This window comes from Plantactinospora solaniradicis, from assembly GCF_042658085.1.
Taxonomy (GTDB): domain Bacteria; phylum Actinomycetota; class Actinomycetes; order Mycobacteriales; family Micromonosporaceae; genus Plantactinospora; species Plantactinospora solaniradicis.
In genome coordinates this window covers 199,458-222,631 of record NZ_JBHSPR010000037.1, presented here as the reverse complement: position 1 = coordinate 222,631, position 23,174 = coordinate 199,458, and the positions used below count along the sequence as shown (strand labels likewise).

Annotated in this window: 19 protein-coding genes; 12 read left to right on the top strand and 7 right to left on the bottom strand. The window is 71.0% G+C overall.

Features of this window, described 5'->3' with window-relative positions; translation table 11 throughout:
• The first annotated feature begins 6 nt into the window (after positions 1-6).
• A complete protein-coding gene (locus ACFP2T_RS32485; RefSeq protein ID WP_377428533.1) occupies positions 7-990 on the top strand; it encodes a carbohydrate ABC transporter permease in 984 nt (327 codons plus the stop codon).
• Positions 987-1,832, top strand: coding sequence for a carbohydrate ABC transporter permease (locus ACFP2T_RS32480; protein WP_377428531.1), 846 nt, complete (start codon positions 987-989; stop codon positions 1,830-1,832). The genes ACFP2T_RS32485 and ACFP2T_RS32480 overlap by 4 nt, the downstream gene beginning before the upstream one ends.
• On the opposite strand, the gene ACFP2T_RS32475 is transcribed toward ACFP2T_RS32480, so the two are convergent.
• Positions 1,822-3,786, bottom strand: coding sequence for a DUF2264 domain-containing protein (locus tag ACFP2T_RS32475; RefSeq protein WP_377428530.1), 1,965 nt, complete (start codon positions 3,784-3,786; stop codon positions 1,822-1,824). The two genes, ACFP2T_RS32480 and ACFP2T_RS32475, sit on opposite strands and share 11 nt — an antisense overlap.
• A gap of 198 nt (positions 3,787-3,984) precedes the next feature.
• Here ACFP2T_RS32475 and ACFP2T_RS32470 point away from each other — a divergent pair, with 198 nt between their 5' ends.
• The 6 genes from ACFP2T_RS32470 (at position 3,985) to ACFP2T_RS32445 (ending at position 11,515) form a co-directional block, all read left to right on the top strand.
• Entirely contained in the window at positions 3,985-5,229 is a 1,245-nt protein-coding gene (locus tag ACFP2T_RS32470) for a serine hydrolase domain-containing protein (RefSeq protein WP_377428529.1), read from the top strand.
• 237 nt (positions 5,230-5,466) lie between these two features.
• On the top strand, positions 5,467-7,179 hold the full coding sequence (locus ACFP2T_RS32465; protein ID WP_377428527.1) for a DUF4331 domain-containing protein: 1,713 nt from the start codon (positions 5,467-5,469) through the stop codon (positions 7,177-7,179).
• 68 nt (positions 7,180-7,247) lie between these two features.
• Positions 7,248-8,546, top strand: a complete 1,299-nt coding sequence (locus tag ACFP2T_RS32460; protein WP_377428525.1) for a tetratricopeptide repeat protein — start codon at positions 7,248-7,250, stop codon at positions 8,544-8,546.
• Complete coding sequence (locus tag ACFP2T_RS32455) at positions 8,543-10,075, top strand: HoxN/HupN/NixA family nickel/cobalt transporter (RefSeq protein ID WP_377428524.1); 1,533 nt, start codon at positions 8,543-8,545, stop codon at positions 10,073-10,075. The genes ACFP2T_RS32460 and ACFP2T_RS32455 overlap by 4 nt, the downstream gene beginning before the upstream one ends.
• A 76-nt stretch (positions 10,076-10,151) precedes the next feature.
• On the top strand, positions 10,152-10,778 hold the full coding sequence (sigK, locus tag ACFP2T_RS32450) for an ECF RNA polymerase sigma factor SigK (protein ID WP_377428522.1): 627 nt from the start codon (positions 10,152-10,154) through the stop codon (positions 10,776-10,778).
• Complete coding sequence (locus tag ACFP2T_RS32445) at positions 10,775-11,515, top strand: anti-sigma factor (protein WP_377428520.1); 741 nt, start codon at positions 10,775-10,777, stop codon at positions 11,513-11,515. Before sigK ends, ACFP2T_RS32445 begins: the two co-directional genes overlap by 4 nt.
• Positions 11,516-11,539: 24 nt before the next feature.
• Here ACFP2T_RS32445 and ACFP2T_RS32440 read toward each other — a convergent pair whose 3' ends face one another.
• Together ACFP2T_RS32440 and ACFP2T_RS32435 are read right to left on the bottom strand one after the other, a co-directional pair.
• A complete protein-coding gene (locus tag ACFP2T_RS32440; protein ID WP_377428518.1) occupies positions 11,540-12,475 on the bottom strand; it encodes a DUF6282 family protein in 936 nt (311 codons plus the stop codon).
• 34 nt (positions 12,476-12,509) lie between these two features.
• Positions 12,510-13,253, bottom strand: coding sequence for a GntR family transcriptional regulator (locus ACFP2T_RS32435; RefSeq protein ID WP_377428516.1), 744 nt, complete (start codon positions 13,251-13,253; stop codon positions 12,510-12,512).
• Positions 13,254-13,707: 454 nt separating this feature from the next.
• On the opposite strand from ACFP2T_RS32435, the gene ACFP2T_RS32430 reads away from it, so the two are divergent.
• From ACFP2T_RS32430 to ACFP2T_RS32420, 3 genes are all read left to right on the top strand, one after another.
• Complete coding sequence (locus ACFP2T_RS32430) at positions 13,708-14,721, top strand: ABC transporter substrate-binding protein (protein ID WP_377428514.1); 1,014 nt, start codon at positions 13,708-13,710, stop codon at positions 14,719-14,721.
• Between the two features lie 194 nt (positions 14,722-14,915).
• Positions 14,916-15,704: an ABC transporter permease gene (locus tag ACFP2T_RS32425; RefSeq protein WP_377428512.1), complete on the top strand. Its 789-nt coding sequence runs from the start codon at positions 14,916-14,918 to the stop codon at positions 15,702-15,704.
• A gap of 26 nt (positions 15,705-15,730) precedes the next feature.
• Positions 15,731-16,510 carry an ABC transporter ATP-binding protein gene (locus tag ACFP2T_RS32420; RefSeq protein WP_377428510.1) on the top strand — a complete coding sequence of 260 codons (780 nt, stop codon included), beginning with the start codon at positions 15,731-15,733 and terminating at the stop codon, positions 16,508-16,510.
• A 14-nt stretch (positions 16,511-16,524) separates the two neighbouring features.
• Here ACFP2T_RS32420 and ACFP2T_RS32415 read toward each other — a convergent pair whose 3' ends face one another.
• The 4 genes from ACFP2T_RS32415 to ACFP2T_RS32400 form a co-directional block, all read right to left on the bottom strand.
• Positions 16,525-17,424 carry a carbohydrate ABC transporter permease gene (locus ACFP2T_RS32415; protein ID WP_377428508.1) on the bottom strand — a complete coding sequence of 300 codons (900 nt, stop codon included), beginning with the start codon at positions 17,422-17,424 and terminating at the stop codon, positions 16,525-16,527.
• Positions 17,424-18,407, bottom strand: coding sequence for a carbohydrate ABC transporter permease (locus ACFP2T_RS32410; protein WP_377428506.1), 984 nt, complete (start codon positions 18,405-18,407; stop codon positions 17,424-17,426). The genes ACFP2T_RS32415 and ACFP2T_RS32410 overlap by 1 nt, the downstream gene beginning before the upstream one ends.
• On the bottom strand, positions 18,404-19,705 hold the full coding sequence (locus ACFP2T_RS32405; RefSeq protein ID WP_377428504.1) for an ABC transporter substrate-binding protein: 1,302 nt from the start codon (positions 19,703-19,705) through the stop codon (positions 18,404-18,406). The genes ACFP2T_RS32410 and ACFP2T_RS32405 overlap by 4 nt, the downstream gene beginning before the upstream one ends.
• A gap of 234 nt (positions 19,706-19,939) precedes the next feature.
• Positions 19,940-20,947, bottom strand: a complete 1,008-nt coding sequence (locus ACFP2T_RS32400; RefSeq protein ID WP_377428502.1) for a LacI family DNA-binding transcriptional regulator — start codon at positions 20,945-20,947, stop codon at positions 19,940-19,942.
• A gap of 195 nt (positions 20,948-21,142) precedes the next feature.
• Between ACFP2T_RS32400 and ACFP2T_RS32395 the strand changes: the two genes are divergently transcribed.
• The gene (locus tag ACFP2T_RS32395; protein ID WP_377428500.1) at positions 21,143-23,152 is read left to right on the top strand and encodes a glycoside hydrolase family 31 protein; all 2,010 of its coding nucleotides are present in this window, start codon (positions 21,143-21,145) and stop codon (positions 23,150-23,152) included.
• Positions 23,153-23,174 lie beyond the last annotated feature (22 nt).

The following is a 23,174-nucleotide window of genomic DNA, read 5'->3' as shown; positions in this document are numbered from 1 at the left end:
CGCGGGGTGTCCCTGCGTACCGGAAGGCCGGGCACCGGCGCCGGGCCGGTCACTCCACCGACCGCCGCGCCGCCGCGCCGCCGCCGCGTCGACTGGTCGGCCTGGCGGGCCTTCGTCCTGCTGACCGCGCCGCTGGTCATCGGGCTGGTCGTCTTCAAGTACGTCGCCATGGGCTGGGGCGTGCTGCTGAGCTTCAGCAACGCCCGGGGCACCATTGCGCTCGGCGACTGGGCGGGGCTGGCGAACTACCGCACGCTGCTCGGCGACCCGCGCTTCCGTACCTCGCTGTCGATGATCGTGGTCTTCACGCTCGTCATCGTGCCGCTGACCTTCGCGATCGCGCTGGGGCTGGCGGTGCTGGTCAACCGGCTGCGCCGGGGACGGGCCCTGTTCCGGACCACGTTCTTCCTGCCCGCCGCGGTGTCCTACGTGGTGGCCTCGCTGATCTGGAAGATGAGCCTGTTCAGCGGGGTGCCGTCGAGCGCGGCGAACTCGCTCGCCGCGCTGTTCGGGCAGGAGCCGACGGCCTGGATCGCCACCGTGGATCCGCCGCTGTACTGGGTCGTGCTGATCACCGTACGGCTGTGGCTACAGATCGGCCTCTACATGATCCTGTTCCTGGCCGGGATGCAGGAGATCCCCGGCGAGCTGTACGAGGCTGCCCGGGTCGACGGTGCGTCCGGTGAATGGCGGCTGTTCCGGCACATCACCTTCCCGTTGCTCCGGAACACCTCGGTCGCGGTGACCCTGCTGCTGGTGATCGCGGCGTTCCAGGCCTTCGACGAGTTCTACAACCTGCTCAGCACCGGGCTCGCCGGCGCACCCGGCCCGGACGGCCGACCGCCGCTGGTCTACCTGTACGACGTCTCGCTGGTCCAGCAGGACTATGGACTGGGCTCCGCCGGCGCCTTCGTGGTCACCCTGCTGATCGTCGTCGTGACCCTGGTGCAGGGACGTCTGGTCGGACTGGGCCGGAGGGAGGGGGAATGAGCGAGCGATCGGCCCGGCGCGGGCGGAGGATTCCGGTCGGCAGCTATCTGGCGGCGGTCGTCTTCGCCGTGCCTTTCCTGCTCCCGTTCTATCTGCTGCTGCGCAACTCGCTGATGACCCAGGCGGAGCTCGGCGCGCTGGAGTGGCACTGGTGGCCGGAAAAGGTGAGCCTCACCGGGTTCACCGACGCGTTCGACAACAGCACGGTGCCGCTGGGCCGGGCACTGCTCAACTCCGCGCTCGTCGCGGTGATCTCGGCCCCGGTCTCCACCCTGCTGGCCTCGATGGCCGGGTACGCCGTGGCCCGGATCCGGGTCGCGGCGGCCAGGCCGGTCTTCGTGCTGGTGGTCGCCACCATGATGGTGCCCGGCGCGGCCACCTTCGTGCCGACCTTCGTGGTGGTCGGCTCGATGGGCGGGGTGAACACCCTGTGGGGGCTGATCGTGCCGGGACTCTTCAACGCCCTCGCGGTGCTGCTGTTCCGGGGCTTCTACCTGCGTTTCCCGCAGGAGATAGAGGACGCCGGCCGGATCGACGGGCTCGGCCACCTCGGCGTGTACCTGCGGTTGGCGCTGCCCAACTCGGTGGGCCTGTGCGCGGCGCTGGGGGTGCTCTCCTTCATCGAGCACTGGAACTCGTTCCTGTGGCCGTTGGTGATCGGGCAGGACCCGGCGTTCTGGACCGTCCAGGTGGCGATGTCGACGAACCTCACGTCGCAGGCGATCAACCTGCCGGCGCTGTTCGCCAGCGCGGTCATCTCGGTCATTCCGTTGGCGCTGGTCTTCCTCGCCGCGCAGCGGTACATCGTGCGGGGGATCATGGCGACCGGGATCAAGGGCTGACCGCGTCCCCCAGGGTCACCTCGTCCAGTTCCCCGTCCGGCCAGCGCACCCCGACCGTACCGTCGGAGCGGACCGTGACCTCGGGCAGTTCCGTGGCCGCCGCTCCGGTGAGCAGCACCGCCGCCGCGTAGACCTCGGCGAACCGTACCGGTCCGTCGCTCTGGACGACCGGAACGGCCGAGTACGCCCCGAACGCGTTCGCGCCGGTCCGCTCGACCACGGAGGCGAGGGGCAGGCCGCGCAGCCCCACCATCATGGCGGTCAGGCCGTCCGGGCGCCGAGCCGTGGCGGTGGCGTCCCGCACCTCGACGGTCGGCGGCTCCGCGTCGGCGAGCGCATGACCACCGATCCACAGCCGCCACGGCCCACTGCCGTCCGGGCCACTACGGTTCGGAGGAACGTCGTCCGGAGGAACGTCGTCCGGAGGAACGTCGTCCGGAGGAACGCTGGCCGGGGCGTCGACGATGGCGAGCCGGATCTCCACCGCGCCCCGCAGTACCGACGCGGTCCGCAGCCACGGGCCGGTCCGGAACGCCGGTTGCCGGGGTGGCCAGGTGCGTTCCGGCGCCGCCCCGATCGGCCAGTGCGTCCGGTGCCGGGACATCCCGACCCGGCCGCGTACGCCCATCGGCCGCAACGGCCGGCGGTGCGCGGGGTTGCCGTACCGGTCGAGCAGCGTCACCTGGTTGTCCAGGAGCGAGCCGTCGTACTCGGGGCCGGCGTGGCTGGCGTAGGCGTACCGGGAGTAGTCCGACTCGTCCGTCGCGAGGGTCTCGTCGGCGGCGTGGTCGGTGCCGTGGTTCACCACCCGGACCACCCCGTCGGCCCTGGTGCCGGAGACCAGCCAGCCGGGTACCGGGAGAGCGACCGAGACGTCGTGCTCCTCGATCTCCAGCGGGTGCTCCGGGTCCGTCCACACCGGATGGTCGGCCGGCAGCACCAGCCCGGCGAAGCCCTTGCTCGACCAGTACGGCGAGCCGGGCCCGGTGTACGGCTGCCGGATCGCCGGAAAGGCGCCGTACCAGCCGATCGGCTGGAGCCCGTCGGTGTGGAAGTGCCGCAGCACACCACTGGCGAGGCGTCGGGTCCGGCCGGGTGGCAGCGGAGTGGCGTCGAAGACCGCGCCGGCCCAGACCGGGGCGAGCGCCGCGTACCGGTAGGTCAGCGACCGGCCCTGGTGCAGCGGTGCCCCGTTCGGGGCGTACAGGTGCTGGGCGCCGGACAGGTAGTGCCGTAGTCGGTCCCGGTACCGCGCCCAGAGTGCGTCGTCCGCGTGTCCACCGGACATCCGGCAGTACCAGAGCGGATAGAAGTTCATCGCCCAGCCGGCGTACCAGTCGAAGTTGCGGGCCGTGTCCCGGCCCTCGTACCCGTCGGTGTACCAGCCGTCGCCGAGGTACCAGTCCTCCATCACCGCGATGTTGCGGTCGATCTCCTCGGCCGACCAGGGTCCGCCGACCGAGCGCAGGAACGCCTGCACCAGGTTCTGGAACCACAACCAGTTGCAGGCCGGGTACGGCTGACCGACGACCTCGCCGAGCCAGCCCACCAGCCGGTCCCGGACCCGGTCGTCGAGGGCGTCCCAGAGCACGTGCCGGGACTCGTGCAGGGCGAGCGCGATCGACGCGGCCTCCACCTTGGCCTGGTTCACCTCGGTTACCCGGGGCCAGCGCTCCGGGGAGTCCGGGTCGACTCCGGCGGCGAGGCCCTCGGCGTACCACTGCGCGAGTCCGCCGTCGTTTCCTTGGGCGAGTCGGAAGCCGGCCGCGAGGAAGGTCCGGGCGAACCCCTCCAGCCCGTCGCTGCGCCGCCCGGAACTGCTCGCCGGTCCCGGCAGGTCGATCAGCGCGTGCCGGGGCGAGGCGTACGGCCGCACGGCGGCGAGGGTCTGGTCGACCACCGACTCCCAGTGCTCGCGGGTCCACCCCGTGTACGGCGACAGCAGGCGATCCATCGGCGGCAGGGCGGGGGGCGATGTCCACGACGGAGGGTGGCTCATCGGCAGCAGCCTAGAATTGCGAGAGTACTTCGTCAATCTGTCAGCGGAAGTCGGCGGCCCCGTCGACAACCGAGGAGCGACGCCAACCATCCGACCGGATCGTCACGCGGACGAGGGCTGCGCCCGGTTGCGACGGCATTCGATAATAGCTACATGTTGATCTTTTTCAGGACACTTCGGATCACGGCCCTCTGCCTGGTGCTGGCGGCGGTGAACGCCGTCGCACCCGCTCCGGCCCTGGCGCAGCCGGACCGGGCCGACAGCCCTGGCGGGCTGGACCGGGCGGCGTTACAGCGGGCCCTCGACGCCATTCCCGAGGCCGGCGCACCCGGCACCTACGCCGCCGTCCGGGCCGGCCGAAGCGAGTGGGGCGGGGCCGCCGGAATCGCCGACCTGTCCAACGCCCGGCCGACGCGGCCGGACCTGCGGCACCGGGTCGGCAGCATCACCAAGACCTTCGTCTCGACCACCCTGCTGCAACTCGTCGACGAGGGCCGACTGCGCCTCGACGACCCGGTGGGCCGGTGGCTCCCGCAGCACGTCCCCGGCGAAGTCGGTCAGCAGGTGACGGTACGGATGCTGCTCAACCACACCAGCGGAATCGGCAACTACACCGACGCGCTCCTCAACTCCCTGGAAGCGATCGAGCAGGTGCGGACCGCGACGTACGCCCCGGCCCAGCTCGTCGAAATCGGCCTCGGGCTGCCCCGGACCGGGGCGCCGGGGGAGAGCTTCGCCTACTCGAACACCAACTACATCCTCGCCGGACTGATCATCGAGAAGGTGACCGGAAACGATCCGACCGCCGAGGTGACCCGGCGGATCATCCGGCCGCTCAAGCTGACCGACACCTACTTCCCGGGCGCGGATCCCCGGATCCGTGGCCGGCACGCCGGGGCGTACTTCGCCCCGCTGGGGGTGCGGAACTTCGCCGAGTACAACATGACCTGGGCCTGGACGGCGGGCGAACTGGTCGCCACGATGGACGACCTGAACACGTTCTACCGGGCGCTGCTCGGCGGCCGGCTGCTCTCGGCGGCGACCCTGAACGAGATGCTGACGGTCGTGCCGTTCGATCCCGAGGCGCCGGAGACCGGCGGCTACGGGCTGGGGATCTACCAGATGGCGACGCCGTGCGGGTCCCTCTGGGGCCATGACGGCGGCGTGGTCGGCCAGATCACGTTCTCCCTGCACAGCCGGGACGCCAGCCGGCAGGCATCCTTCGGGCTGAACATCAGCCACTACCAACTGTTCACCCCGGAGGCGCACCCGATCGACGTCGCCTGGGTGGAGTTCCTGCTGACCGCACACTGCCCGCAGGACGCCGTCGCGGCCACCGGAGCGGCGACGCCGCTGCCGACGCCCGGCATCGACAGCGTGGCCGTCCGGACCAGATGACCGGGGTCATCGCCACAGCCGGCCGGATCCGATAGTCGGAGCCACTGCCGGCGGGATCGCCCCGGATCGCCGACCGGGGGACCGGAGCACGTCCGGTCCCCCGGTCGGAGGATTCGGAGCCGACGACTGACCGGATGGGTGGTTGCCGGGAATCTCACACCGGGCCATCTGCGCACCCCACCTCCTCCGAACCCTCGGCAGACGACACCAGCGTCTGTACCGAGAGTGGGAGGAAAGATGGCCACGATCCCAGGCCCGGCACCGCGGCACAGGCCCGCGGGACGGGCGAAGGCGGCGGTGGTCGCCGCGCTCTGCGTCGCGCTCGCCGGAGCACTCACCGGCCTCGCGCCGAGCACCGCCGGGGCCTCCAGTCACCGCGAGGCGCCCCTGGTCGCCATGGACCCGGCGATCGACAACACCGACCTGTACGCCTTCGTCAGCCCGGAGCGTCCGGGCTACCTCACGTTCATCGCGAACTGGATTCCGTTCGAGGAACCCAACGGTGGACCCAACTTCTATCCGTTCGCCACGGACGCGGCGTACAACATCAACGTCGACAACGACGGCGACGCCAAGGCCGACGCGACGTTCCGGTGGACGTTCCAGAACGTCGACAAGCGGCGCGGCTCGACCTTCCTCTACAACAACGGGCCGGTCACCTCGCTCGACGACGAGAACCTGCTGTTCCGGCAGACGTACAAGCTGGAGTCCAAGTTCGACGGCGAGCCGTTCAAGACCCGGGTGACCGGCGGACCGGTGGCACCGTCCCGGATCGGCAACGCCTCGATGCCGGAGTACGCCAAGCTGCGCCAGCAGGCGACGACGACCCTGCCCGGCGGCTGGAAGGTGTTCGCCGGCCAGGCCGACGACCCGTTCTTCCTGGACCTGCGGGTCTTCGACCTGCTCTACGGCGGTGACCTGAGCGAGACCGGCCAGGACACCCTGGCCGGCTACAACGTGAACAGCATCGCGCTGCAGGTCCCGTTCTCCGACGTGGCGCTGAAGGGGGACCCGAAGCGCAATCCGGTGATCGGGGTCTGGACCACCACCGACCGGGCCCGGGTGCGGATGTCCGGCACGGTCGGCGACGCTCCGGACGGCCGGGACCGGGTGCAGGTCTCCCGACTCGGAAATCCGCTGGTCAACGAGGTGGTCGTGCCGGCCAACCTGAAGGACGCGTTCAACTCCCTGTCGCCGGACAAGGACGCGACGATTCCGGCGGTGGTCCGGCGGGTCACCGACCCCGAACTGCCGAAGTTGATCGAGGGCATCTACGGCGTACCGGCGCCGGCCACGCCGAGGAACGACCTGGTGGAGATCTTCCTGACCGGCATCACGACCAAGACCCCGGACGGACCGATCAAGGTCGACCTCAACTCGCAGCTGAACAACCGGGACGTGAACGCGAGCCGGTTCCAGCCCTCCGAGATGCTCCGGCTCAACCTGTCGACCCCGGTAACGAAGACACCGGACCGGCTCGGCGTACTCGCCGGTGACCTCCAGGGCTTCCCGAACGGCCGGCGGCTGACCGACGACGCCGTGGACATCGCGCTCCAGGCGGTCGAGGGGGCGGCGCAGACCGGCAAGCTGGTCGACGCACTCGCCGCCGGGGACAAGGTCGACGCGAACGACAACCGGTTCACCGGCTCCTTCCCGTATCTCGCCCTGCCCAACGTCGGTGCGGTGAACGGCGGCGGCGGTACCGGTGCCGGGGCGACGACGACCGACGCCCAACCGGACGCGTCCGCCCAACCGGACCCGTCGACGACGCCGGGCGCGCTCGCCGGCCTCGCCAGCCGGGACAGCGGCGACCCGATGCCGGTGATGGTCGCGAAGACGACCGCCTGGGGCCTGGTCGGGGTCGCCGCCGCGCTGGGCACGCTGATCCTGGTCGGCCTGCTGCGCCAGCGCCGACGTCCCACCCCCGCCGAACCGACCCAACCGCTGTAGACCCTGCCCGGGGGCACGGCGGCGTACCGCAGCCGTGCCCCCGGCCCCGGAAACCGGAGGAACACACCATGAGGCGGTTACCAAGGATCCGGCTGCGGTCCCTGGCGGTGCTGGGGCTCGCGACCGTGCTGCTGCTGGGCGTCGGCGGCGTCGTGGGTCTCCGGTCGTCGGCACCGGCCACCGGTGAGGTCGTACCGCCGGTGGATCGGCTGGCCGCGACGATCGACCGGACACAGGAACAACTCCGCCGGGTCCCCGGCGACCACGGCAGTTGGGCCACCCTCGGCCTGGCCTACCTGGAGCAGGCCCGGGTCACGGCGGATCCCACCATCTTCGCCAAGGCCGACGGCGCGCTGCGGCGGTCCCTGGCGGTACGTCCGGACGACAACAGCGCGGCGATGGCCGGGCTCGGCGCCCTGGCGAATGCCCGACACGACTTCACCACTGCCGCCGACCGGGCCCGGAAGGCGTTGCGGGTCAACCCGTACAGCGCCGAGGCCTATGCGGTGCTCGCCGACGCCGAGACCCAGTTGGGGCACCCCGAGGCGGCGACCGATGCCGTGCAGCACCTGCTCGACCTCCGCCCCGGACTGACCGCGCTGGCCCGGGCCTCGTACGACCACGAGCAGCACGGCCGCACCGCCGAGGCGACCGGCCTGATGCGACAGGCCCTGGAAGCCGCCTTCGACCCCGCCGACGTCGCCTTCTGCCGGTACCAGCTCGGCGAACTGGCCTGGCACTCCGGCGACCTCGCCGGCGCGGAGCGCGAATACACGGCGACCGACTCCGGGTATCTGCCGCTGCGCCAGGGGCGGGCCAAGGTGGCCGCCGCCCAAGGCCGGCTCGATGAGGCACTCGCCGGGTACGCCGAGCTGACCAGCAGGTCGCCGAGCCCCGGATACCTGCTGGAGTACGCCGAGCTGCTGGAGGTGGCCGGGCGGGGTGCCGAGGCGGAGGCGCAGCGGGCCCTCGCCGACGCCACGCACCGGCTCTTCACCGACAACGGCGGCGCGGACGGCCTGGCCGGAGCCGCCATCGCGCTGGCCAGGTCACGGCCGGCCGAGGCGCTGGCCATGGCGCAGCGGGAGTGGCAGCGGCGCCAGTTCGCCGAGGTCGCCGACATGCTCGGCTGGGCGCTGCACGCGAACGGGAAGCACGCCGAGGCGCTCCGGTACGCCCGCCGCGCCGAGTCGCTCGGTGCCCGCGACGCCCGGTACGCGTACCACCTCGGCATGATCGAACTTGCCCTCGGCGACCGTGCCGCGGCCCGTCGTGACCTCGCGCGGGCGCTCGACATCAACCCGTACTTCTCGCCGCTGGACGCGCCGGCCGCCGCGCGTACCCTCGCCGGACTGGGGAAGCCATGAACCGGATCGCGTTCGTCGTCGCGGGCCTGTCGGTGGGATTCGGCTGCGTGCTCGCCGCCCCGCCCGCTCCGGCCCAGGCCCATCCGCTCGGCAACTTCTCGGTCAACCAACTGGCGGCGGTGCACCTGCATCCCGACCGGGTCGAGGTGGCCGCCGAGGTCGACCTCGCGGAGCTGCCGACGTTGCAGGAGTTGTCGTCGGTGGACACCGACCGCGACGGAACGCCGAGCGAGCCGGAACGCGCCGCCCGGGCGACGACCGGGTGCGGCACGCTCGCCCGGGACTTCGAGGTCGCGGTGGCGGGGCGACGGCTCGGCTGGATGGTCGACAGCAGCGCCTTCGAGTACGCCGATGGCGCCGCCGGCCTGCGGACCAGCAGACTCCGCTGCCGGCTGGTCGCCGACGCCGCACTCGGCTCGGCGACGACGGTCGGGATCGTCAACCGGTTCCGGGCCGACCGGGTGGGCTGGCGCGAGTTGACCGCCGTCGGGCACGGGGTGCGGATCGTCGACTCCCCGCTGCCGGTGGAGAGTGTCAGTGGCGGGCTTCGGGCGTACCCGGAGGATCTGCTCAGCTCGCCGCTGGACGTGCGGTCGGCGCGGCTGCGGGTGGAACCGGGCGCCGACGGCGGCGCGGCAGCTGCTGCCACGACCGTCGACCGGGGCACCTCGTCCGGCGCACAGTGGACGGCACGCGCCGAAGGGGCCCTGCGGGACATCGTCGGCAGCCGCCGGTTGACGCCGCTGGTCGGCGTACTCGCGGTGGTGCTCGCGCTGGGGCTCGGCGCGGCGCACGCCGCGCTGCCCGGCCACGGCAAGACGGTGATGGCCGCCTACCTCGCCGGCCGGGACGGCCGGGCGCGCGACGCGGTCACGGTCGGCGCGACGGTGACCCTGACGCACACCGGTGGGGTCCTGCTGCTCGGACTGCTGCTGACCACCGTCGCGGGACTGGTAGGCGAGACGGTGCTCGGCTGGCTGGGCGTGCTCAGCGGCGCGCTGATCGCCGTCGTCGGTCTGGGCATGCTGCTGGACCTCCGGCGACGCCGACGGCTCCGCCCCACCCCCGGCCACGCGCACCCCCACCCGGATCCGCACCAGCACCCGCACGGCGACCACGGTCACGCCCACATCGGTCACGGCCACGGTGGGCATGGCCATCACCATCACCATCCGCATCCGGGGGAGCGGCCGAGCCGGCTCGGCATCCTCGGCATCGGCATCTCGGGTGGCCTGGTACCCAGCCCGTCCGCCCTGGTGATCCTGCTCGGCGCGATCGGGCTCGGGCGTACCGGCTTCGGGGTTCTGCTGGTGATCGGATACGGCGTCGGCATGGCGGCGACCCTGACCGCGGCGGGCCTGCTGGTGATCCGGCTGCGGGAGCGGTGGGACCGACGTCTGCGCGGACGCGGCGGACGCCGGTGGCACCGCCTGGCCAGCCTGTCCTCCTTCACGCCGACCGCGACCGCCGGGCTCGTCCTCGTCGTCGGAGTGGCTCTCGCCGGCCGCGCCCTGACCTCGTTCGCCTGACGGGTATCCAACTCCGAGCATCACCGTGTCAAATACCTCTATGCGTCCCGATCGGGGGCGACGGAAGGCTGGCGTCATGACGGATCCCAGCGGCGCGCGGCGCCGGCCCGACCACCTCGTCCCGGTGCCGACCGGAGCCGCCGGTCGCGCCGAGGACGCGGACGCCCTGTTGCCGGCGGTGGCCCGTGGCGACGAGGCGGCGTTCGGCCGGCTCTACGACCTGGTGGCGCCCCGGGTGTACGGACTGATCCGTCGGGTGTTGCGGGATCCGGCACAGGCCGAGGAGGTGGCACAGGAGGTGCTGGTGGAGGTGTGGCGGACCGCCACCCGGTTCGATCCGGAACGCGGTTCGGCCACCGGTTGGGTGTGCACTATCGCGCACCGGCGCGCGGTCGACCGGGTCCGTTCCGAGCAGGCCAGCGCCGAACGGCAGCTCAAGGTCGCCGCCGCCGCCCCGACCGTGACGCACCACGACGACGTGGAGGAGCAGGCGACAAGGCGGCTGGAGCAACAGCAGGTACGGCGGTGCCTCGGCGACCTGACCGACCTCCAGCGCGAGTCGATCACTCTCGCCTACTACGGCGGGCACACCTATCGCGAGGTCGCCGAGTTGCTCGACACGAGCCTGCCGACCGTGAAGACCCGGATGCGGGACGGACTGATCCGGTTGCGTGACTGTCTCGGGATGGCGGTGGCCCGATGAACGACATCCATACTCTCGTCGGGGCGTACGTGCTCGATGCCGTGGACGACGTCGAACGGGCCGCGTTCAGCCGGCACCTGGGCGACTGTGCCTCCTGCGCCAGCGAGGTCGGCGAACTGCTGGAGACCGCCGCCCGGCTGGCCGACGGTGCCTGGTCGGTGCCGCCGCCGAGGCTGCGTACCGACGTGCTGGCGGAGGTGTCCCGGACCCGTCAGGTGCGGCCCGGCGGCCGACCGGCCCGGGACGGCCGGGTGGTCGGATCGCGCTGGCGGACGCTGAGCGTCGCCGCGGTCGCCGCGGCGGTCCTGGCCGCGGGTGCCGGCGCGGTCACCTGGACCGTCGCGCAGCAGCGGGTACGCGACGAGCGCGCCGCGACCGCCGCCGCGCGCGCCGAGACCGAGCGGATCCGGACGGTCCTCGCCCAGCCGGACCTGGCGGTACGGGGTGACGGGCTGTCCGGCGGCGGCCGACTGACCGTGTTCAGCTCCCCGGGCCGGGACGCCGGCGTGGCACTGCTCGCCGACGCCCCGCCGATCCCGGCCGACCGGGCGTACCAGTTGTGGCTGATGGACGGGGAGACCGCCCGTCCGGCGAACGTACTGGCGGCCGGGGCCAACGGCGACACGGCGGTGCTCAGCGGCGTGCGCGGTCGGAGCGCGGTCGCGGTGACGGTCGAACCGGCCGGAGGTTCCGCACAACCCAGCAGTCAACCGCTGGTCGTCGTGCCGCTCACCTGATGGTGTCGGACCCGGGCCGACCGGTCACGCCGGCACCTCCGCGCTCGCCGCCGCCACGTGCCGCGAGTTGACCACGGCCATGGTGTGCACCTCCTGGTCGGTGAAGCCGGCCTCCAGCAGGCGGTCGGCGAAGAGCGCCAGGCCGTCCTCGACCGGCGGGTTGAACGGTTGCCCCAGGTCGCTGGAGAGCACCGAGTGCTCGGGGCCGACCGCCCGGATGTTGGCGAACAGCTCGTCCCAGGCGACCTTCCCGGTGTACGGGGTGGTGAAGCAGCGCTCCAGCAGGGCGCCGGCCTCGGCCAGCTCGCGCTGCCGGTCGACCGGGAGGCGCTGCGAGGTGAACTCGGGGTGGGTGACGACGATCCGCCGTACCCCCTCCTGCGCGGCGGCCCGGGTCAGGGCCAGGATCTCGGCACCGGCCAGGTGTCCGGTGGCGAGCACGAGGTCGTGCCGGGCGATGACCCGGAGCACCTGCCGGACCCGGTCGAGCACCTGGCCGTCGGCGTCGACCACCTCGACGACGTCCGGCACGATGCCCTGGGCGTGCAGGTCGGCCTGGAGCGCGCCCCACATCGCGGGCTTGGCCCCCGGCAGGTCGGTGGCGGTGCTGCGGCGCTGGTTGCCGGAGTCGACCGTGGGCATCCAGACGATCCGCGCGCCCTGCCGCCCGGCGATCTCGACCGCGGCCGGGTTCATCCCGCCCATCGAGCCGTTCAGGGTGATCGCGCCGAGCACGTCGACCTCCGGGACCACCTTGCGTACGACGGCCGCACGTTCCGCGGTGACCACGTAGTGCGACTTCAGCACGAAGCCGGCGAGCCCGACCTCGGCGAACCGCCGGGCCAGGTCGATGTCGTCGATCCGGCGTTCCATGACGTCGGGGGCGATGTGCACGTGGGTGTCGTACGCCCCCTGCACCAGCCGACGGGCGCGTGGGGACGGGACGGGGTGATCTGACATGTCGCTCCTTGGGGAAGGGGTACCTACGGCCGGTTCAGGCCGTGCGGGTGCCGTCGGACGGGCCGGGACTGTATCGGAGCGCCGTGGCGGTGTTGGCCAGAGTGGACTCGACGTGCCCGAGATGGCGCCGCATGGCGGCCTCGGCCGCGTCCGGATCGCGGTTGGTGATCGCCTCCACGATCGCGGCGTGCTCGCCGAGCGACTGGGCCGCCCGGCCGGGCACCAGGATCGTGCGGTACTGGAACCGGACGAGTTGGGCGCGTAGCCCGGCGATCAGCCCGGCGGTGGTCTCGTGCCGGGCTGCCGCGATGATCGACGCGTGCAGGTTGGCGTTCCCCTCCGAGTAGCCGAGCAGGTCGTCCTGCTCCAGCTTCTGGCTCATCCGGTTGAGTACCCGTCGGATCGCGCTGATCTCCTGGTCGGTCGCGTTCAGCGCCGCCTGGCGCGCGGTGAGCGCCTCCAGTACGGCTCGGACCTGGAGGATCTCGACCGCCTGCTCCTCGGTGACCAGCCGGACGTGCGCGCCCCGGTTCGGGGTGAGCACCACCAGGCCGTCCTGGCCGAGTCGTACCAGCACGGTTCGCACCACCCCTCGGCTGACCTGGAGCCGGGCTGCCAGCTCGACCTCGATCAGCCGCTCGTTGGGCATCAGCTCGCCCCGGTAGATCGCCTGGCGGAGTTCCTGGTACGCCTCGTCGGCGGAGCGGGTCGCCCGGCGGCGCGGGGTGGCCACCGCTCGTTGCGGGGCGGTCGCCGGCCGTGGTGTGGCGCCGCTCACCGCAGGGTCACCGTCGATGCCCAACGGTCCCCGGCGGACATAGGTTCCGACCGGACATCCGCCGCGCCGCGCCCCCGCTGACGGGGCGTACGCAGGGACGGTGCGTCCGGAGCAGTCCTACGTGGAGTTTCCACCGGCTTCCATCGTCCTCGATGGACCTTGCGTGCCCGCAACATTGTCTCCCGAATCATCAACAATCTTGTAGACAGGATTGTCGTCAGGGTGCTCGTTGTCAACAACACGCTGACCTGCTGAAAGACCTTTTGGGAGCGCGAAATTTCCGCCGCAGAACCCAAGATTCATCCCAATTCCGTCGGTGACAAGCCGGACATGAGTCATCTACGATTCTCGACCGGGCGAGGGCCGGCGCGGATTGGGCGCCGATCAGGCGAAGGGGTACCCCTGCGGGTGCGCTGGCGTCCGTCCATCCACAAGCTCAAAGCTGGAGGCATACATGTTCAGACGCTCTCGAGTGTTGGCAGCGGCGCTGCTGGCCACGGCATTGACCGTGAGCGGTTGCAGCAGCGGCGACGACGACGCCGGCGCGTCTCCCAAGGAGACCGACAAGGTCGCCTACATCACGGCCTTCGGTGCCGTGGGCCGGGACGCCTTCGCCTGGGTGGCGAAGGAGAAGGGCTACTTTGCCGAGGCCGGCATCGAGGTCGACATCAAGAAGGGTGCGGGTAACGCGCCGAACCTCACGGCGCTCAAGGCGGGGCAGGTCCAGTTCGCCTCGCTCGACTTCACCGGTGCGGTGATCCAGGCCGGCAAGGGTGAGTTCACCGACTGGCGGGCGGTCGCCGCGGTGCACCAGCAGACCCTGGTCGCGGTCATGACGACCAAGGACACCAACATCAGCAGCGCGCAGGACCTGGCCGGCAAGACCATGGCCACCGGCAAGGGGTCGGTGACCGAACTGCTCTTCCCGGCGTACGCCAAGCTGGCCGGCCTCGACCCGACGAAGGTAGATATCAAGGGTGTGCAGGCCACGGCGCTCAACGGTCTGATGAAGAGCCGCGAGGTGGACGCGCTCGGCACGTTCCTGCTCAGCCGGGGAGCGCTGGCGACGGCCACGCAGAAGGAGGTCGTCGTGCTGCCGTACAGCGACTACCTGCGGGACCTGTTCGGCAACGCCATCATCACCACCCCCGGTCTGATCGAGAAGGACCCGGACCTGGTCCGCCGGTTCACCGGTGCACTGCTGAAGGGCCTGCAGTACTCCGTCGACCACCCGGAGGAGGCGGCGACGATCCTGAACAAGGCGGAGCCGACCTACGCGGTGGCGGCCGGGGTCGGCGAGATCACGGCGATGGCCCCGTACGTCAAGCCGGCCGGTGGCGCCCCCGTCGGCGCCATGGACGAGCAGCGGGTGGCGCGGACCATCGCCATCCTCCAGGGTTCCGGACTGATGCCCGCCGGGCTCGACCCGAAGAGTGTGGTCGACTTCAGCTTCGTGCCGAAGACCTGACGACGCCGGCCTCGACAGTCAACATGATCTCGACCGCAGTCGAGATGCCCGCGTCGGCGGTCGGGCGCACCTGACGGACAACGGGGACGGTGGTCGGAGTGGCCGCCGTCCCTTCTCGCCTCCCCGCCGAGTCCTCCCCGCCCGGCACCTCCCGCTACCGCCTGCCTCGCCCGAAAGGACCCACGGGATCCACCATGACTGACAAGACGACCGACGCCGGGCCGCGACGTCTGTGGTTCAACGCCGGGCTGCCCGCCCTGGGCGTGGTGCTGGCAATCGCCCTCTGGTGGCTGGTCACCCTCGCCTTCGGCATCGAACCGTTCTGGCTTCCCGCGCCCTCCGACGTCGTGGAGGCGTTCCAGCGGCTTCCCGGTCACCTGATCGAACAGGCCGGGATGACCCTGATGACGACGGCCATCGGCTTCTCCATCGGCTCGATCGCCGGGGTCGCCGTCGCGGTCCTGTTCGCCGCCTCGAGCACGATCGAGCGGATGACCATGCCGCTGATCGCCGCGGTCAACGCGGTCCCGAAGGCCGCGCTCGCCCCGCTGCTCGTCGTCTGGATCGGGTTGAACACCCAGGCCAAGATCGTTATGGTCGTGCTGCTCTGCTTCTTCCCAGTCCTGGTCTCCACCATGGCCGGGCTGACCTCGGTCCCCAACGACCTGCGCGAACTGTCCCACTCGCTCTCCGCCTCGTGGTGGCAGACCTTCGTGAAGGTCCGGATCACCTGGGCGCTGCCGCAGATCTTCGTCGGTCTGAAGGTGGCGACCTCGCTGGCCATCATCGGCGCGGTCATCGCCGAACTCACCAACCCCGACCGGGGACTCGGTGCGGTCATCGTCAGCTCCAGCCAGTCCGCCGACACGCCGCTCGCCTTCGCCGCGCTGACCCTGCTCGCCCTGATGGGCGCCGGGCTGTTCTACCTGGTGGTGGCGATGGAGCGGATCCTCGTGCCGTGGACTCGCGCGATCTCGTCGTGAGCGGAACGCCGCCAAAGGAGAACACCATGATCAAGATCGCCGGGCTATCCCGGACCTTCAAGGGAAAATCCGGAACCGTCGAGGCGCTGAGCAACATCGACCTCGAGATCGGCAACGGCGAGTTCCTGGCCGTGATCGGCCGATCCGGCTGTGGCAAGTCCACCCTGCTGCGGATCGTCGCCGGGCTGATCCCGGCGAGCCAGGGCGAGGTGCTGGTCGCCGGTGAACGGGTCGCCCGGCCCCGCCGCGACGTGGCGATGGTGTTCCAGCGTCCGGCGCTGCTGCCCTGGCGCAGCGTACGGGAGAACGTCATGCTGCCGGTCGAGATCTTCCGCTGGCAGCGGGCCAAGCACCGCGACCACGCCCAGCGGCTGCTGGAGATGACCGGCCTGGAGGGCTTCGCCGACCGGCTTCCGCACGAGCTCTCCGGCGGCATGCAGCAGCGGGTCTCGCTCTGCCGGGCCCTCATCCAGCGGCCCAAGGTGCTGCTGATGGACGAGCCGTTCTCCGCGCTGGACGCGCTGACCCGCGAAGAGCTGGCCGTCGAGCTGCAACGCATCCACATCCAGCTTGGCACCACGGTGATCTTCGTGACCCACTCCATCCAGGAGGCGGTGCTGCTCGCCGACCGGGTGGCGGTGCTGAGTGCCCGTCCCGGCCGGGTGCGCGAGCTGGTCGACATCGACATCCCGCGGCCACGGTCGTTCGGGCACAACGCACACCTGGAGGAGGTCGCCGCCGCCTCCGCCGAGTTGCACCAACTGCTGCTCGGCGAGCACCTGCCGGAGACCCCGGCCGCCGCCTGAGAACGGCCCGGCGGTCACTTGATGGCGCCGGACATCACGCCCCGGGTCAGGGTCCGTTGGAAGAGGAGGAAGAAGACCACCGCCGGCACGATGCCGAGCAGCGCGGACGCGCTGGTGGTGGTCGCGTCCATGAACCGTTGGCCCTGTAGGACGCCGAGGGCGACCGGTACGGTCTGGTTGTCGTTGGAGACCAGGAAGACCAGCGGCAGGAAGAACTCGTTCCAGGTCCAGACGAAGAAGAACGTGACCAGCACCGCCAGGGTGGGCCGGCTGGCCGGAACGACCACCTGCCACAGCACCCGCCACCGGCCGGCCCCGTCCACCTCGGCCGCGTCGAGCAACTCCCGGGGGAACTGCGCGAAGACGCTCGACAACAGGTACGTCCCGAACGCCCCCTGGATCACCGTGAAGATGATGATCACCGCGAGGAGCGAGTCGTACAGGCCGAGGCTCTTGGACAGGTAGTACAGCGGGTAGACCAGCATCTCCTGTGGGATCAGGTTCGCCACCAGGAAGAAGACCAGAAACCAGATCCGGCCGCGTACCCGCCCGATGCCGAGGGCGTACGCGCTGAGCACGGCCAGCCCGACGCCGAGTATCGCGACGCTGCCGCTGACGACGAGACTGTTGAGCAGCTTCCGCCCGAAGTCGACCCGGTTCCAGAAGTCGACGATGCCCTGGAGATGGAACGACTCCGGGAGCGCCGTCGGTCCGTTGCTGGCGTAGTCGGCCGGGCTCTTGACCGCGTTCATCGCGATCACGAGGATCGGCGCCAGGACCAGCAGCACCCCGACGACCAGCCCGAACAGCACCACGTGCCGGGCCGGGCCACGGCGGCGTCGGGCCGGACCGGGGCGGCGCCCGGCGGGCGGGTCGTCGGGGTGCCGGCGGGTGGTTGCCGGTGCGATCGTCATCACCAGCCTCCGAGCCGCTCGTCGCGGGTCTGTAGCCGCAGGAACACGTAGGTGAGCACCACGATGATCACGGTCAGCACGGTCGAGATGGCCGAGCCGTACCCGACGGCGGCCCGCTCGAAGAAGTTCCGGTAGGCGAAGTACGACGGCACCAGCGTGGCGCTGCCCGGACCACCCCGGGTCAGCACGAAGATCTGGCCGAATATCTTCAGCCCGGCGATGGTGGTGGTCACCAGGACCACGTACAGCTCGGGCCGGATCAGCGGCACCGCGATCTTCCTGAACCGCTGCCACCAGGACGCGCCGTCGAGGTCGGCCGCCTCGTACAGTTCGGGATCGACCCGTTGCAGTCCGGCCATGAACATCACCACCGGGTAGCCGAGCTGCATCCAGATCAGCACCGCCATGACGCTGTAGAGGGCGTACTTCGGGTCGCCGAGCCAGTTCCGGGCCAGTGCCTCCAGGTGCAGGTCGGCCAGGATCGAGTTGAGCGCGCCATAGTCCGGGTGCAGGATCCAGGCCCAGATGATTCCGGTGACCGCCACCGGCACGATCTGCGGCAGGTACAGGCCGGACCGCAGCGCGCTCGCGGTGCGCCCGCCGTACGCCTTACCGACGTGGTCGTACAGCGCGGAGGCGAGCACCAGGCCCAGCAGGGTCGGTACCACCGCCATCGCCACGATCACGAGCCCGATGTTCCGGAACGACGCCCAGAAGTTGGCGTCGGCGAAGAGCCGGGTGTAGTTGTCCAGGCCGATCCACTCCGGCCGACCGATGCCCTGCCAGCGGCTGAAGCTGATCCCGACGGTCATCACCAGCGGCACGACGATGACGGCGGTCGAGAGCACGATCCCGGGCAGCAGGAACACCAGGTAGCCCCGGTGCCGGGCGGACCGGCGCGGCCGGTTGCGGGTACGTCGTCGCGGCTCCGCCGGAGGCGACGGCGCCATGTCGGCGCCGCCACCCACCGCGCCCACGGTCACTTGCCGATGTCCGCGAGGTTGTCGTTGTACGGCTTGGCCAGGTCGTCGAGGACCTGACTCGGACTCTTCGACCCGTTGATCAGATCCTGTCCACCGGCCACCAGCACGTCGTAGTAGCCGGGGGCCGGCCAGTCCGGATAGAACGCGAGACCGTCGGCCGACACCACACCGTTGAACAGGTCGACGAGCGCCTTGCTCCTGGCGTCGGTGATCTTCGAGGCGTCGGCGGCCACGGGTACGCCGCCGTTGTTGCCCAGCAGCGCCTGGATCTCGGGCTTCATGGTGATGTCGATGAAGTCGTACGCCAGGGTCTTCGCCTTCGACTTGGCCGGTACGACCCACAGGTTGCCGCTGGAGCCGGGGTGCAGGGTGTTGCCCGGGAACAGGAAGGCGTCCCAGTCGAACTTGGCCTCGGTGACGAACCGGCCGTACCACCAGCTACCGGAGACGACCATCGGGAACTTCGCCTGGGTCCAGGCCACGCCCATGTCCTCGGCCTTGATCCCGGCCGAGTTCTTCGCGATGTAGCCCTTGCGGACCCACTCGGCGAACCGGTTCGCCCCGAAGGTGAGCTCGGGGCCGTGGAAGTCGACCTTGCCCTTGTAGAGCTGGAAGCTGTCCACGAAGGCCCTGCTGGCCTGGGACAGCGCGAGGCTGTAGAGGATCTGCTGGGCGGGATACTCCGCCCCGCCGACCGACAGCGGCGTCACGCCCGCCCGGACGAAGGTGTCCATCGCCGCCTCGAACCCGGCGAGCGTGGTGGGCACCTGCACGCCGTGCTTGGCGAACAGTTCCTTGTTGTAGTAGACGAGGTCGCCCAGCTCACCGTAGTTCGGCACGCCGTACCAGGTGTCGCCGCCCATGATGCCCTCGGCGTCGTACCGGGCGGTGGTCTGCAGGCTCGGGCCGAGCAGCTTGTCCCAGCCGCGCTTGCCCGCCTCGGAGGTCAGGTCGGTCAGCAGTCCCTGCTTGGCGAGCAGCCCGGCGCTGGCGTTTCCCTTGTTGTACTCCATGATGTCCGGTGCCTCGTCCGAGTTGAGGACCTGGCCGGCAGTCTGCCGGATCTGCTCGAAGCCCTTCTCCTCGAACTTGACCGTGACGCCGGGGTGGCTGGCCTCGAACTGCTTTATCGCCTCGGCCCAGGCGATCCCCATCGCACTGTTCGGGCCCTCGTAGTGCCACAGGGTCAGGGTGCTGGGGGACTCCCCGGAGCCGGGATCGTCCCCGCACGCGGTCAGGGCCAGGGCCGTGGTCACGAGCAGTGCTCCGGCCGCGGCCCCCGCTTTCGCTCTGAACATGGTCTTCCTCCCGGGAACGACTTGGCGGTTCTCCACGGGACACCCGGCATGGTGCGGTCGAGGAGTGCCGTCGGCCCCGGCCAGCAAGTGGTCGAACGTCAGTCTGTCGAAGCGCTTCCGCACTGAACGTAGGTACCGGCGGGTGTCAATGTCAACGGCATGAAGTTCTGATTTCCCGGCGCGTCCCCGGCGCCGACGTCGGGCCGTCCGGTTGAGCCTGGCCGCCGGGCCGGGCTATCCGATCCGGTCGGCGCAGCTGTCACGCTCGGTGAGCGCCGGCGCGAGGAGTCGGGTCTGTGCGCCGTGCCGCCGCTCCAGCAGGTGTATCGCCATCTCGACGGCGAGCGCGCCCACGTCGTGGGCCGGGATGTCGATCGACGTCAGCCGGACCGGTAGGCCGAGCGCGACGTCCTCCGGGCAGATCGCGACGACCGAGGTGTCCTCGGGCACCCGGCGGCCGGACGCGCGGAGGATCTCCAGGACCGGCGCCAGGGCCAGTTCGTTGTGCACCACGAACGCGGTCGTCTCGGGCAGCTCGGCCTCGAGCTGCCGGATGCAGGCGGCCACGCCGTCGAAGGTCGGGTCGCACGGCCGGGCGGCGCGGCGGAGCCCGAGATGGGCCACCGCGTCGTCGAACCCGGCACGCAGCCGGGTCGCGTAGCTGGTGCCCCGCTGGTAGACCCCGGCGGGCGGACCCACCAGGGCGACGGCCCGGTGCCCGTGCTCGGCCAGGTGCTGGACCGCCGTGTAGCCGGTCGCGGCGAAGTCCAGGTCGACGCAGCTGATTCCCGCCGGACGGTCGGGCAGCCCGATCAGGACGGCGGGCTGCCGCAGCCCGCGCAGTACCGGCACCCGGGCGTCGTCGGCCTCGATGTCCATCACGATCAGCGCGTCTACCATCGCGCCACCGGCCACCCGGGTCAGCCCGTCGGCGCCCTCGTCCTTGGTGAGCAGCAGGACGTCGTGGTCGTACGACCGCGCGGTCGTCACCACGGAGGTCACGAACCTCATGATCACCGGTACGTTGATGTCGGTGCGCAGCGGCGCGACCAGGGCGAGTACGTTGCTGCGCCGGCTGGCCAGCGCCCGTGCGCCCGCGTGCGGCCGGTAGCCCATCGCCGCGATGCTCCGCTCCACCCGGGCCCGGGTGGCCGGGGAGATCGGTCGGCGACCACTGAGTACATAGGACACGGTGCTGGGGGAGACGCCCGCCGCGCGGGCGACATCCGCGATCGTGGCCACCTGGCTCCCATGCTCAGATCGGATCGACGACGTCGCTCGGCGCGCGTGCTACAGGTCACCCGGCGTAGCGCAACTCTACCGCAGGCGCCGGACCGGGCCGGGCGACGGCGTACGTCGGCGGACCGGGCGGACGATTGTGCCGGGCAGTCATGTCTGTCTATCCTCCGTCGAGGCGCTTCGACGAAGAGAGGCCCGATGACCGTCTTCCGTACCGACCACCGATCGATCGAGGTCACCACGGGGCACGAGGTCCTCCGGATCGAGTCCTGGGGGGTCGACAGCGTCCGGGTCCGGATCGGCCAGCACCGCGTCATCCCGGACCTGCCCGGCGCGCTGCTGCCGCCGAAACCGACCGACACCGTGGTGGAGACCGCGACCGACAGCGCCCGGCTGGTCAACGGCGCGCTGACCGTGGTGGTCGAGCGGCGGGAGGAGGAGGCCGAGGTCGAGGCCCGGATCCGGTTCGAGCGCACCGACACCGGCGAGGAGTTGCTCGCCGAGCAGCGGGCGCACTTCTGGTGGCCGGGGGCCCGGCTGTTCCTGAGCCAGGGCAACGGGTACGCCCGGCTGGAGCAGCGGTTCCAGGCGTACCCGGGGGAGCGGTTGTTCGGTCTGGGCCAGCACACCCACGGCCGGCTCGACCAGAAGGGCCTGGTTCTCGACCTGGTCCAGCGGAACGGGGAAATCAACATTCCGTTCCTGCTCTCCAGCCGGGGCTACGGGCTGCTCTGGAACTCGCCGGCCGTCGGGCGGGTCGAACTGGCCGACAACGGCACCCGGTGGGTCGCCGACAGCGCCCGCCAGATCGACTACTGGGTCACCGCCGGCACCCCGGCCGAGATCCTGGCCCGGTACGCCGACGCCACCGGGCACGCTCCACCGCTACCCGACTGGGCCAGTGGCTTCTGGCAGAGCAAACTCCGCTACCGGAACCAGGCCGAACTGCTCGGCGTGGTACGGGAGCACCTGGCCCGTGGCCTTCCGCTGTCCGTGATCGTCATCGACTTCTTCCACTGGACCCACCTGGGTTCGTGGAAATTCGACCCCGTCGAATGGCCCGATCCGGCCGCGATGGTCCGCGAACTGGACGAGCTGGGCGTCAAGGTGATGGTCTCGATCTGGCCCTCGGTGAACCCGCTCAGCGAGAACTACCGGGAGCTGACCGACCGGGGGCTGCTGGTCGGCACCGAATCCGGGGTGCCGTTCCACGCACCGTGGGTCGACAAGGGGTACGGCACCGAGATGCCGGTCGCCTTCTACGACGCCACCGACCCACAGGCCCGCGAGTTCATCTGGAGCCGGGTCCGGCGCAACTACCACGACCTCGGGATCAAGGTGTGGTGGCTGGACGCCTGCGAGCCCGAGATCCGCCCCGGTCACCACGCGAACCTGCGCTTCCACGCCGGACCCGGTGCCGAGGTGGCCAACCTCTACCCGGTCGAGCACGCCCGGGCGTTCTACGAGGGCATGCGCGGCGTCGGCGACGACGAGGTGGTGTCGTTCTGCCGGTCCGGCTGGGCCGGCAGCCAGCGGTACGGCGCGGCGCTGTGGTCCGGTGACATCCCCGCCACCTTCGCCTCGCTCCGGACCCAGGTCCGGGCCGGACTCAACGTCGGACTCTCCGGCATCCCGTGGTGGACGACCGACATCGGCGGCTTCCACGGCGGCGACCCGGACTCGCCGGCCTACCGCGAACTGATCGTGCGCTGGTTCCAGTACGGCGCCTTCTGCCCCCTGTTCCGGCTGCACGGCTTCCGGCTGCCGAAGATGCCGTTGGGCCCGGAGATGACCGGGGGCCCGAACGAGGTGTGGTCGTACGGCCCGGAGGCGTACGCCGCGATCGTCGACGTGCTGCGGCTGCGGGAACGGCTGCGGCCGTACGTCATGGCGCAGATGCGGACCGCCCACGAGCAGGGTCTGCCCCCGATGCGTCCACTCTTCGTGGACTTCCCCGCCGACCCGACGAGCTGGACGGTGGAAGACCAGTTCCTCCTCGGCCCCGACCTCCTGATAGCCCCCGTCACCGCCCACGGCCAACGCGAACGCGCCGTCCACCTCCCACCCGGCACCGACTGGCTCGACCCGTACACCGGTCACACCCACGCCGGCGGGACGACCATCCGGGCCGCCGCACCCCTCACCCACATCCCCGTCCTCGTCCGACACCCCGCCGCAGCCCACCTCGCCCTGCTGCTGAACCCGTAAGGAAGGGCCCCTTCTTATCGCT